Origin of the sequence: Dickeya parazeae Ech586, from assembly GCF_000025065.1 — a bacterium.
In the GTDB taxonomy this organism is placed as follows: domain Bacteria; phylum Pseudomonadota; class Gammaproteobacteria; order Enterobacterales; family Enterobacteriaceae; genus Dickeya; species Dickeya zeae.
In genome coordinates, this window is record NC_013592.1 from 3,496,286 (window position 1) to 3,509,093 (window position 12,808).

Consider the following 12,808-nt stretch of genomic DNA (forward strand, 5'->3'; position numbering starts at 1 on the left):
ATCGGCTGGTGATCATGGCGGTGATGGCAGTCGCGATTGTAGCCTCCCTGCTGCTGGACTTTATGCTCGGCCCTTCCGGCCTGCCACTGGATGTGCTGTGGCAGACACTGACCGACCCGGCTAACGCGGATGCCGGTAGCCGGGTCATCGTCTGGGACATCCGTCTGCCCTACGCGCTAATGGCGGTGGTGGTCGGTTTGGCGCTGGGATTGGCTGGCGCAGAGATGCAAACCATTTTGAATAACCCGCTAGCCAGCCCATTCACGCTGGGGGTTTCTTCGGCGGCGGCGTTTGGCGCGGCGCTGGCAATCGTACTGGGGATTGGTATTCCCGGCGTTCCGGCGCAATGGTTCATTTCAGCTAACGCCTTCCTGTTTGCGCTACTGGCGGCCCTGTTGTTGGATGGTATTACCCGCTGGACGAAGGTGGCGACTTCTGGCGTGGTGTTATTCGGTATAGCACTGGTGTTCACGTTTAACGCGCTGGTATCTATTTTGCAGTTCGTCGCCAACGAAGACACGCTGCAAGGACTGGTGTTTTGGACGATGGGTAGCCTGGCCCGTTCCTCCTGGGAGAAACTCGGTATTCTGCTGGCCGTTCTGGCCGTGGTGATGCCGCTGTCCATGATGAGCTCATGGAAGTTGACCGCACTGCGTTTAGGTGAAGATCGCGCCATCAGCTTTGGCATCAACGTGCGTCGTTTGCGTCTGGCGACGCTGCTGCGTATCAGTTTCCTGTCAGCGCTGTCGGTCGCGTTCGTCGGGCCGATTGGTTTTATCGGCCTGGTCGCCCCCCATATTGCCCGTATGATTTTCGGCGAAGACCACCGCTTTTATCTACCGGCCAGTGCCCTGACGGGCGCGTTGGTATTGTCGCTGGCATCGGTCGCGTCCAAAAACCTGCTGCCCGGCGTCATTATTCCGGTTGGGATTGTCACCTCGCTGGTAGGGGTTCCTTTCTTCCTGAGTATTATTCTGCGTAACCGGGGGAACGTATGAGTCACAATGGGTTGTCGATTTCGCGTTTTTCTGCGGGTTACACCAAACGAAACATCATTAACGACCTGTCGGTGCCACTCCTGCCACGCGGTAAGATCACGGTATTGTTGGGGCCAAATGGTAGCGGTAAATCGACACTGCTGCGCGCGTTGGCCGGTTTGGGGCAGGCACAAGGCGATTTGTTGCTGGATGACGTCAACCTGATGCAGTTACCTTTCGCCAAACGGGCGGAAAAAGTGGTGTATCTGCCGCAATCATTGCCCGCAGGCGTACATCTCCACGTACTGGAATCGATTATCGTCGCCCAGCGTGCATCCGGCGGGCTGCATCACAACAGTAACGAAGATGAAGTGCTGGCGCTGCTCAGACAACTGGGTATTTCGCATCTGGCAATGAGCTATCTGGATCAGCTCTCTGGTGGTCAGAAACAGTTGGTCGGGCTGGCACAATCACTGATTCGCCAGCCTTCACTGCTATTGCTTGATGAACCACTCAGTGCATTGGATCTCAACTACCAGTATCACGTCATGGACCTGGTCCGCCAGGAAACCCGTAAGCGCAATATTGTGACGGTAGTAGTCGTGCATGACATTAATATCGCACTGCGTCATGGCGACCATGTGTTGATGCTTAAAGACGGCAAACTGATCGCCGATGGCGAGCCTGCTAACGTGATCAGTGAAGACAGTCTGGCTCAGGTGTATGGCGTGCGTGGCCGCATCGAACGCTGCTCGCGCGGTATTCCACAAGTGATGATCGACGGGCTGGTCACTGAACCTCGGCTGTGAAATTCCCGCTGCGAACCCGCTAACCCGTCTAATAAGCACTGAAAAAAGCCCCGAACAGTTACTGGTTCGGGGCTTTTTTATTGAGCGGTCAGCCGCCCGATGAAGGCAGCAGTCGTCTGTCAGGATTTCGCCGGTAGCGTCACCCAATAACCTGGCTGATACGGCAGCGGCAGGAATTTCTCATGGAAGGTGCGGAAAGTCGCATCGGGATCGATATCTTTAAATAAATCCGGATGCAGCCACTTCGCTATCACCTGAATCGCGACAAACTGATATGGGCTGTCATAAAACTGATGCCAGATGGCATGCGCCTTACCGTTGGTGGCAACTGGCAAGGTTTTAAATGCAGGGCGCTCCATCAGTTTCTGCAAACGCTGCAACGCCTGCGACTTGTCAGCACCGGGACCAACACCGACCCAACCGTTGGCGGTATTGTAGTTTTTCCAGTTAGCACCGGTGACGATCACCACATCCGGGCGCGCGCTGATGATCTGCTCCGGGTTTAGCGTACCGAATGTACCTGGAATAATACCTTTAGCGATATTCACGCCACCGGCGGCTTCCACCATTTTCCCGAAGTTCTCATTGCCGAATGACATGCAGCACTCTTCGTCATAACCGCCTGCGCGATCGATCATAACTTTCGGACGTGGCCCCTGATACTGTTTGAGGCGTTCGGTCACGACCTCAATCTGCTGGCGACGGAATTGGATAATGGCCTCAGCACGCTCTGGTTTACCCAGCAGTTTCCCCATGATGCGAATGCTTTTCTCTGCGTTTTCAAACGGCTTTTCCCGAAAGTCGATAAAGACCACCGGGATGCCCAAACCGCCGAGCTTTTCAATCAGCTTAGCCTCATCGGTCGCGGCTTTCGCTTCCAGATTCATCAGCACCAAATCCGGCTTCAGATTCACGGCTTGTTCTACGTTGAAAGTACCGTCTTTAGCACCACCGAAGGTCGGCAACTGTTTAATCTGTGGATACTTCTGCTCATAAGCCAGATAGCTGTCATAGTCTGCTTTCGGCAAGTCATCCCGCCAGCCGACCACGCGCTGGAACGGGGCTTCGGTATCAAAAGCCGCGAGCAGATAAATCTGCCGCCCTTCCCCCAAAATCACCCGTTTGACTTCAGATTTGATCTCAACGGTTCTGCCGCTGACATCTTCAATCATTATCGGTGCCGCCCTGACGGCCGACGCCAACCCCAATACCATGCCAACGGCACACAACCACTTTTTCATTCTGTTATTCCCTGATTACTCAATAGATAATGATACTGATTATCATTCAAATAAATAATAAAGTTGCCTCGGCTTTGGAGCAATATTTTTCACAGGAAAAGAACAGGATAAGTAACTGTGTGGACAGGAAATGAACAGAGGATACAGACAGGCAGACGACATAGAGCGGTGTTAACGCCCCCTTCTGCTTTACAGAGTGACAATGCGCTTAACGCACAGAATTTTAGGAAACTGAGCGTTAGAGAACTGCTATTTGGAAAACTGTGGGCCAGATGACGATGCGAAGGGAGATAACGGTACCTACCCCATCAATGGTCGAATGCCGCCCATCACATCGGGTTGGCTGGTGAGATAAAGTACAATACCGGCAAAGGTCAGCATCATGCCACCGGCTAGCGATAAGGCCGACCAGAGAAAGGGTTGCCAGCGGGAAGGTGTCCCATCACGACTTAAACGCTCCAGTTGACGACGGCAGAACAATACCGCCACGCCTAACAGCGAAACCGTCAGCGCCGTTCCCAACGCCATGGTCAAAGCCGAGATCACCCCCCAGACAAACACATCCAGCACTTTGGCGAATAACAACACCAGGACAGCACCGGAACACGGGCGCATTCCCATCGCCAATACGACCATCAGGCGGGTTCGCCAGCCATCACTGTGGTTTAACGTGTCTGCCGACGGCACATGCTGATGACCACACCCGCAATGCGCGTCATGCTGATGGCGTGTGGCAGGCGGTGTCAGCCGACGACCCGGCACCGGTGCGTTCAGCGGCGTTAATGCGTGAATTCGTGGTTTAGACTGGGGGAACAACACCGTCAGCAGGCGCCGCAGCGCACGCAGACACAACCATCCCCCAAGCCCTGTCACTAACACAAAGCTGAGTTTTTCCATCCAGAAACTGCTGATATGCAAAGTCCGGCTGGAAAGCTGCAACACCGCCAGCACGACGGTCACCAAAACAATCGCGACCAGCCCCTGTAACAGCGCGGCCGCCAGGGTCAGTTGCAGGCTGCTTTTCAGTCGGGACGGGTGCGTCGCCAGGTAAGTGGCGATCACCACTTTGCCATGGCCGGGACCAATAGCATGCAGCACACCGTAGACCAGACTGAACATCACCAGCGTCCAGCCAGCCTGTTGAGGTCTGGCATGCACCTGCTCCATCAAATCCGACATCTGTTGATGCAAAGATCGCTGCCATTCAACACTTTGCAGCAAGAGCGATGGCCACCAGACCCACGCCTGCCATACGGCAACCCCCATCAGCAGCACAAACAGCGCCAGCGGCCACCAGCGCAGGTAATTAGCGGAAACTCGCGAGTGGTTTACTGACATTGCAACGTCACCTGTTGAGCAAACTGTTTTCCCAAGTCCATGTCCTGAGAGGGTTTCGCGTTTTTATCCAGCGACAGCGCATAGGACTGCAGCGAGGCATCGGGTTTAGGCGTCATCAGCGTGGTTTTACAACGTGCAGCCAGCGCCGCACTAATCTGAATCGCTTTATCGTCTTTATACGACATATCCACGAAGTAGGAAGGATCATAGGTGGAAATCAGTAACGGTGCCCCTGCCAGCGGTTGCGGGTGAGCCAATGGCAACACGAACTCCAGCACCGCCTTATTGCCCGCTCGGGAGAGATGATATTCCGTTGGCAGCGACAGGTATTTCACAGGCTTTCCGTTTCGATAAACATCGGTGAAGTAATGCTGTCCTAGTACATTCGCCATCACTTCCGCCGCCAGTTTTTTCCACACGTCGGAATCTTTCGCCGCATTACCGGCATCATAGAGCAAATCGGCGGAAGTAATAGGATCCATAGTCCAGTTCATACGCAATCCGGTTATCAGGTCGTCTTTCCCTTCCACCGTCGTTTTCATGTCGATAAAACTGTGTGGATGGGCCAATGCCGGGCCGGATAACGCTAGCAGTGTCAATAACAGGCAGCTTACCCAACGGAATGAAAAGCCTAAATTGTTATAATGTAACATTGTTTATCCTGACCGTTTCACCTGACACCGATGCCCATTCACTTAGCGCGAGCGAGTACTCACCTGCGGACGCAACATGAACGCAGGTAACACCAGCAATGCCATTATCCAAAAGGTCCTACCTTGCAAATGCTCAAACAGGAACCCTGATACTACCGTCATCACCGCAACCGCGCCCCCCGTGCCCAACGCGGAATACGCCGCCTGTAAGCGCAGTACGTCAGCATCGTGACGGGAAGAGATAAACCGCATCGCCGCCAGATGGCAAACCGTAAAGGTGCCGCAGTGCAAGATTTGCATCACAATCAACCATGGCAGCGACACCGTCGCCCCCATCAGGCTCCAGCGTACCACGCTGCACAATGCGGACAATATCAGCAACCCGGATGCACTCCAATGCCCAAACAGGCGTTTACTCAGTGCAAAAACCACGATTTCCGCGACCACACCCAACGACCACAGATAGCCGATAACCGCCGCTGAATACCCCGCCTGCTGCCAGTAAATCACACTAAAGCCGTAGTAAGCGGCATGCGCCCCCTGCAACAAAGACACACACAATAAGAAACGCCAGACCGCAGACTCACGCAGCAAAACACGCCATGGCGTAGCGGTGGTTTGTGTCTGGTGACGTTTTACCGAGGCTGGCATCACATGTGGCCGTAACATCATCCCCAGCAGCATTGAGAGCAACCCGGCTGCCAGAGTGACTAAAATCGCCTGATGCCCCCAGACGGCAACCAGTTGCCCGGTCACGGCGGAGCCTATTACAAATGCGATGGACCCCCAGACGCGCACCCGGCCGTAATCGAGCGGCATCTGTTTTTGCCAGGTCGCCGCCAGCGCGTCCGTCAGTGGAATCAAGGGTGCAAAAAATAGGTTAAACCCCGCCATGACCATCAGGAGCCAGAGCCAGGCGCTGCCCAACCAGAACCCGATGAATGTCAGCACCGACAGCAATGCCAACAATCTCAATACACTAATCAACCGGGCAGGATCTTTCACCAGCGGTGTAATAAACAGACTGCCAATAAATCGGGCTACCAGCCCAGCGCCCAGCAGGATACCGATCGACTCAGCGGATAGCCCTTCGCCGTTGAGCCAGCCGCCCCAAAAAGGCAAAAAAATGCCATAGCTGAAGAAATAGGTGAAATAGCTGAGTGCCAGCCAATATGTGGATTGTAAAACCATGTTGTCTCCCCTCTACGGTCGGTTACTCTGTCAGAGAGCCAGAACAGACGCAACGGGAAGCAGAAAAACAAACGCCAGCCCTAAGGCTGGCGTGAGCAACATACCCGACAAAGTCGGGCACATCAGGCAAGACTATCAGGCGTAAACCGGGAAACGGCCGCAGATGTCCAGCACTTTCTGTTTGACGCGCTCAATAACCGCTTCGTCATTGATATTGTCCAGCACATCGCAAATCCAACCAGCCAGTTCACGGACTTCCGCTTCTTTGAAGCCACGACGGGTTGCCGCTGGTGTACCGATACGGATACCAGAGGTCACGAACGGGCTCTTCGGATCGTTCGGTACGCTGTTTTTGTTGACGGTGATATTGGCACGACCCAGCGCAGCATCCGCCTCTTTACCGGTCAGATTCTTGCTGACCAGATCCAGCAGGAACAGGTGGTTGTCGGTACCGCCAGACACCACGTTGAAACCGCGAGACAGGAACACTTCCACCATCGCTTTGGCGTTTTTCGCAACCTGCTGTTGGTAAGTCTTGAACTCTGGCTCCATCGCTTCTTTCAGCGCTACCGCTTTACCGGCGATAACATGCATCAGCGGGCCACCCTGTCCGCCAGGGAACACGGCGGAGTTCAGTTTCTTGTACAGGTCTTCGTCGCCGCCTTTCGCCAGGATCAGGCCACCACGCGGGCCCGCCAGGGTTTTGTGCGTCGTGGTCGTCACGATGTGCGCATGCGGAACCGGGTTCGGGTAAACACCCGCCGCAACCAGACCCGCAACGTGCGCCATGTCGACGAACAGGTAAGCGCCGATGCTGTCAGCGATTTCGCGCATTTTCGCCCAGTCAACGATACCGGAGTAGGCGGAGAAGCCACCCACGATCATCTTCGGCTTATGCGTGCGTGCCAGCTCAGCCATTTCGTCATAGTTGATCTTACCGCTGTCATCAATGCCGTAAGGCACGACGTTGTACAGCTTACCCGACAGGTTAACCGGGGAGCCGTGAGTCAGGTGGCCACCGTGCGCCAGGTTCATACCCAGAATGGTATCGCCCGGCTGCAGTAACGCGGTGTAGACAGCAAAGTTAGCCTGAGAACCTGAGTGCGGCTGAACGTTGGCATAATCAGCGCCGAACAGTTCTTTAGCGCGATCGATCGCCAGTTGCTCAACCACGTCGACGTATTCGCAACCGCCGTAGTAGCGTTTGCCCGGATACCCTTCGGCATATTTGTTAGTCAGCTGAGACCCCTGGGCCTGCATGACGCGTGGACTGGTATAGTTTTCTGACGCAATCAGTTCAATGTGCTCTTCCTGACGCACCACTTCTTGCTGCATTGCTTGCCATAGCTCGGCATCGTAATCGGCAATGTTCATTTCACGCTTTAACATCCGCATCTCCTGACTCAGCTAACGTGCTTCTTTATTAAAATCACCCCGGGGGGCCGTGGGTGCATAGTGTAAACCGTTTTGGACTGGGGATGATAGAGCTTGACAGAGGTTTTTACGCAAACGATTAGCTACAGGCTACACAAGGCTTCCCATCCTGCCGGGATTTATCGTTCTGGCTGATTTTTTCTCATCCGCCGCCTGCATTTTTTTCATACACACCATCTTCACCCTTCCCTTTTGCCTATCGCACAGCCAGGTATTTACAGACGGAGCCCTTTCCAATAACATGTATTTTAAATACAACTTAAAAGACAACAATGAAGAGGTTCACCATGCTGGATCAACAAACCATCGCCACCATTAAATCCACAATACCGTTACTGGCTGAAACTGGCCCAGCGTTGACTGCGCACTTTTACCAACGGATGTTTCAGCATAATCCGGAACTGAAAGATATCTTCAATATGAGCAATCAGCGTAACGGCGATCAGCGTGAAGCGTTATTCAATGCGATTTGCGCCTATGCGACGCATATTGAAAACCTGCCTGCGTTGCTGCCTGCCGTCGAACGAATCGCCCAGAAACATGCCAGCTTTACTATCCGCCCGGAGCAATATCAGATAGTAGGTACTCACCTGCTGGCTACGCTTGAAGAAATGCTGAAGCCGGGTCAGGCGGTGTTGGATGCCTGGGGCAAAGCCTACAACGTACTGGCAGACGTCTTTATCAAGCGGGAAAGTGATATCTATCAGCACAGTGCTGAGCAACATGGCGGGTGGTCCGGCACACGGCCGTTTCGTATCGTATCAAAACAGCCTCAGAGTAGCCTGATTACCAGCTTCACGCTGGAGCCGACGGATGGCGGCCCTATCGCTGCGTTTCGTCCGGGCCAGTATCTGGCGGTCTATATTCGTGATAAACGCTTTGAGTATCAGGAAATTCGTCAGTACTCACTAACCACTGAGCCCAACGGACGCTACTACCGTATTGCGGTCAAACGCGAAGCCATGGGCAGTGTATCGGGCTACCTGCATGAGATTGCCCGTGAAGGTGACGTCATTGAACTGGCTGCACCACACGGCGATTTCTTTCTGGATGTTGCGCCATCGACACCGGTGGCGCTGATTTCCGCAGGTGTCGGCCAGACACCGATGCTCAGCATGTTGCATAGCCTGAAACAGCAGCAACATCAGGGTGACATCTTCTGGCTGCATGCGGCGGAAAACCCAGAAGTACATGCCTTCGCGGATGAAGTCACCAGCCTTGGCACGGCGTTACCGCAGTTGCAATCCTATATCTGGTATCGGGAAACCCCACCACAAGCGATATCACGCACTTCTGTTTTTCACGGCTTAATGGCGTTGCAGGACCTTCCAGCACCACTGCCGGTGGCAGACCTGCAGTGCTATTTGTGCGGTCCGGTGGCTTTTATGCAATTTGCTGCCCGGCAATTGTTGGAAGCGGGAATTACCGAATCACACATTCATTACGAATGTTTTGGTCCACACAAAGTGATATAGCTCACACCGACGATATTTTTACATCTACAATGTCAGCGGGCCGACCATTCGGCCTGTTTTATTTTCTAAAAGAAAATACTGGAATCCGGTTTCCAAATAAACTCATCGCTGCTTTTTAAGGCCATTTTCATTCCCCTTCGCGCTACACGGAAAAATAAAAAGGCGTAATAAAAATAACGTAAGTTATCATTTCCACACCTTATTCCCGAACAAAAAGAAAGCCCTACCCATCTATTCTAATCGGAGATAAAAAACACAATGTTACATTTAAAACACTGTTTCATTATTTGTTTCAATTGAAAAATAAATAAATAGATCGTATTCATTGGCAGCCCTTCAGCGACATCAGAAACAACTATTCATTATTGTTAAGGCAAGAAAGTTAATAAATAGTGAAATTCATGACGTGATGTCTTGGTGGGCAATAAATAAAAAATGCCTTTCGATATATATGGAAATTTTTAATACTCAAACAAGCGTCAACTAAGGAAAATATGATGAACACATCATCAGGACGTTCTTTTACCCGCTCTTCAACCTATCTGCTGGCCACCTTGATAGCTAGCGTGATGACCTCTGGTGTGTCCGCCGCTGAGCTGATTAACAATAACGCGCTGGAATCTGCTCCCTCTGTCGGCTGGGCATCACAAAACGGCACGACCACCGGCGGAGCGGCCGCAAGCAGTGACAATATCTACATCGTCACGAATATCAGCGAATTCACCAATGCATTAAGTGCAGGTACCGCGGCAAAGATTATCCAGATAAAAGGGACGATTGATATCAGCGGCGGTACACCTTACAAAGACTTTGCCGATCAAAAAGCCCGCAGCCAGATTATGATTCCCGCCAATACCACCGTTATCGGGATTGGTAGCGACGCAAAATTCCTCAATGGTTCGCTGATTATTGATGGCACTGACGGTACCAACAACGTCATCATTCGTAACGTCTATATTCAGACGCCGATTGATGTCGAGCCGCACTACGAAAAAGGTGATGGCTGGAATGCCGAGTGGGACGGCATGAATATCACCAATGGCGCGCACCATGTGTGGATTGATCACGTCACCATCACTGACGGCAGCTTCACTGATGACATGTACACCACCAAAGATGGCGAAACCTATGTGCAGCATGACGGCGCATTGGATATCAAACGTGGCTCCGACTACGTGACCATCTCCAACAGCCTTATCGATCAGCACGACAAAACCATGCTGATTGGTCATAGCGACACCAACTCCGCCCAGGACAAAGGCAAGCTGCACGTCACCCTGTTTAATAACGTGTTCAACCGCGTCACCGAGCGCGCTCCTCGCGTACGTTACGGCAGCATTCACAGTTTCAATAACGTTTTCAAAGGTGACGTAAAAGATCCGGTTTACCGCTACTTGTACAGCTTTGGTATCGGTACCAGCGGCAGCGTGTTATCGGAAGGCAATAGCTTCACTATCGCGAATCTGAGCGCCAGCAAAGCCTGCAAGATTGTGAAGAAATTCAACGGCTCCATTTTTTCAGATAACGGTTCCACACTAAACGGCAGCGCAGTTGATCTATCGGGTTGTGGTTTCAGCGCCTATACCAGTGCCATTCCTTACGTTTATACCGTTCAGCCAATGACTGCTGCACTGGCACAATCCATTACGGATAAAGCCGGCTCAGGCAAACTGTAATTTCCCTTTTCGTGTTTTCAACGAATTCACGTTTTCAACGGCTGCATCAGCAGCCGTTTTTACACCACTTTTGCTTTTCATCGCTTATCCTATCCTTCCACGCCGGTTAGACCAGCGTTGTATCCCCCACTCACCAATACGCAATTTATTTAATCATACCCACGCTAAACAGCGAAAATCACCCAATCAACTCATTGATATTATTTGAAATATAAAAATCGCGCACGTAACACAAGGTTACAAATTTAGTCAATAGATTATTTTTTGTTAACAAAAGCGATTACCATCATCGTGAAACAGTTCACAAAACAGACACTGAAAACACACGAATAGTCGCCAAAACAAAAGATGAAATGCTATTCCGTTTTCTGAGACACCGTTAATCCATAGACACATTAGGAACATTCACTGCGTGAACAAGGAATAAGGAAAATCGTGATGAACAACTTATCTATGTCTTCTGTTTCAAGACAGAAAATAGCCGGACGTTCTGCACTTGGCACCACGAAAAACGTGTTAGCTGCCGTCATCGTCGCTGCGCTGATGGTATCCACCGCTTCCGCTGCCAGCCTGCAAACCACCAAAGCGACAGAAACCGCCTCTACCGGCTGGGCGACACAAAGCGGCGGCACCACCGGCGGCGCTAAAGCGGCATCAGCCAAAATCTATGCGGTGAAAAGTATCAGCGAATTTAAAGCGGCGTTAAATGGAAACGATTCGTCACCCAAGATTATTCAGGTAACTGGCGCGATTGATATCAGCGGTGGCAAAGCCTACACCAGCTTTGATGACCAAAAGGCCCGCAGCCAGATCAGTATTCCGTCCAATACCACCATTATCGGTATCGGCAACCAAGGTAAATTCACCAACGGTTCGCTGGTTATCAAAGGGGTGAGCAACGTCATCCTGCGTAATCTGTATATCGAAACGCCGGTGGACGTTGCGCCGCATTATGAAACCGGCGATGGCTGGAACGCCGAGTGGGATGCCGCCGTGATCGATAACTCGGATCACGTCTGGGTCGACCACGTGACCATCAGCGATGGCAGCTTTACCGATGATAAATACACCACCAAAAATGGCGAAAAATATGTCCAGCATGACGGCGCGCTGGATATCAAGAAAGGCTCTGACTACGTTACCGTTTCCAACAGTCGCTTCGAACTGCATGACAAAACCATTCTGATCGGCCACAGCGACAACAACGGCTCACAAGATGCCGGTAAACTGCGCGTCACCTTCCACAACAACGTGTTTGACCGCGTCGGTGAACGAACGCCTCGGGTACGTTTCGGCAGCGTGCATGCTTACAACAATGTCTACATCGGCGACGTTAACCACAAAGCCTATCGTTATCAGTACAGCTTCGGTATCGGCACCAGCGGTAACCTGCTGTCTGAATCCAACGCCTTTACCATTGATAACCTCAAAAAGATCAGTGGTCGCGATAAAGAATGCAGCGTGGTCAAAGCGTTTAACGGCAAGATCTTCTCCGATAAAGGCTCAATCATCAACGGTGCCTCGTACAATCTAAACGGCTGCGGTTTTGGTTTCAGCGCTTATACCGCGAAAATCCCCTACAAATACTCCGCCCAGACCATCACGACCAGCCTGGCAAACAGCATCAGCAGCAACGCGGGTTACGGCAAACTGTAATTCTCCGCTCAATCATCGAGGCAACCATCACCAGTGGCCTCGATGATTTTCCCTCTTCCCTGACCTACTTCCATCACAGTGCCTCAACAGGAATATCGACTCTTCTCACTCCGATGCGTTTCAGTTCTGCAACAACGGCGTTTTTCGCAAGCCTGTCCGTTTTTCACCATAAGCACCGGGGGGTTAACCTGACATAAGCCCCTCATATCAATAAAATTATATTTAATAAAAATCGAATCAATTGTTAACCACATTATTTACAACAGACAAAAACACCAAATTATATTGCTGAATTTAATAGAAAATTTAATTCAACATCTATTAGCAAAAGTTACCGGTCTCGATCACACTTTAGAAA

Annotated in this window: 10 protein-coding genes; 5 read left to right on the top strand and 5 right to left on the bottom strand. The window is 51.7% G+C overall.

The window, feature by feature from the left end:
* Positions 1–14: 14 nt before the first annotated feature.
* Positions 15–998 carry a FecCD family ABC transporter permease gene (locus tag DD586_RS15200; protein ID WP_226511666.1) on the top strand — a complete coding sequence of 328 codons (984 nt, stop codon included), beginning with the start codon at positions 15–17 and terminating at the stop codon, positions 996–998.
* Positions 995–1,786 (top strand): ABC transporter ATP-binding protein, encoded by a 792-nt coding sequence (locus DD586_RS15205; RefSeq protein WP_012885720.1) that lies wholly within the window; start codon positions 995–997, stop codon positions 1,784–1,786. The genes DD586_RS15200 and DD586_RS15205 overlap by 4 nt, the downstream gene beginning before the upstream one ends.
* 119 nt (positions 1,787–1,905) lie before the next feature.
* Here DD586_RS15205 and DD586_RS15210 read toward each other — a convergent pair whose 3' ends face one another.
* The 5 genes from DD586_RS15210 to glyA all read right to left on the bottom strand — a co-directional run bounded on the left by DD586_RS15210 (position 1,906) and on the right by glyA (position 7,598).
* Positions 1,906–3,027 carry an ABC transporter substrate-binding protein gene (locus DD586_RS15210; protein WP_012885721.1) on the bottom strand — a complete coding sequence of 374 codons (1,122 nt, stop codon included), beginning with the start codon at positions 3,025–3,027 and terminating at the stop codon, positions 1,906–1,908.
* 300 nt (positions 3,028–3,327) lie between these two features.
* A complete protein-coding gene (locus DD586_RS15215) occupies positions 3,328–4,365 on the bottom strand; it encodes a nickel/cobalt transporter (protein WP_012885722.1) in 1,038 nt (345 codons plus the stop codon).
* On the bottom strand, positions 4,356–5,018 hold the full coding sequence (locus DD586_RS15220; RefSeq protein WP_012885723.1) for a DUF1007 family protein: 663 nt from the start codon (positions 5,016–5,018) through the stop codon (positions 4,356–4,358). The genes DD586_RS15215 and DD586_RS15220 overlap by 10 nt, the downstream gene beginning before the upstream one ends.
* A gap of 42 nt (positions 5,019–5,060) precedes the next feature.
* A complete protein-coding gene (locus tag DD586_RS15225; protein WP_012885724.1) occupies positions 5,061–6,209 on the bottom strand; it encodes a 3-phenylpropionate MFS transporter in 1,149 nt (382 codons plus the stop codon).
* A 135-nt stretch (positions 6,210–6,344) separates the two neighbouring features.
* A complete protein-coding gene (glyA, locus tag DD586_RS15230; RefSeq protein WP_012885725.1) occupies positions 6,345–7,598 on the bottom strand; it encodes a serine hydroxymethyltransferase in 1,254 nt (417 codons plus the stop codon).
* Between the two features lie 332 nt (positions 7,599–7,930).
* Here glyA and hmpA point away from each other — a divergent pair, with 332 nt between their 5' ends.
* From hmpA to pelE2, 3 genes are all read left to right on the top strand, one after another.
* Positions 7,931–9,118 carry an NO-inducible flavohemoprotein gene (gene hmpA / locus DD586_RS15235; protein WP_012885726.1) on the top strand — a complete coding sequence of 396 codons (1,188 nt, stop codon included), beginning with the start codon at positions 7,931–7,933 and terminating at the stop codon, positions 9,116–9,118.
* 494 nt (positions 9,119–9,612) lie between these two features.
* Entirely contained in the window at positions 9,613–10,794 is a 1,182-nt protein-coding gene (gene pelA / locus DD586_RS15240) for a pectate lyase PelA (protein WP_319003326.1), read from the top strand.
* A gap of 438 nt (positions 10,795–11,232) precedes the next feature.
* The gene (gene pelE2 / locus DD586_RS15245; protein ID WP_012885728.1) at positions 11,233–12,450 is read left to right on the top strand and encodes a pectate lyase PelE2; all 1,218 of its coding nucleotides are present in this window, start codon (positions 11,233–11,235) and stop codon (positions 12,448–12,450) included.
* The last annotated feature ends 358 nt before the right edge of the window (positions 12,451–12,808 follow it).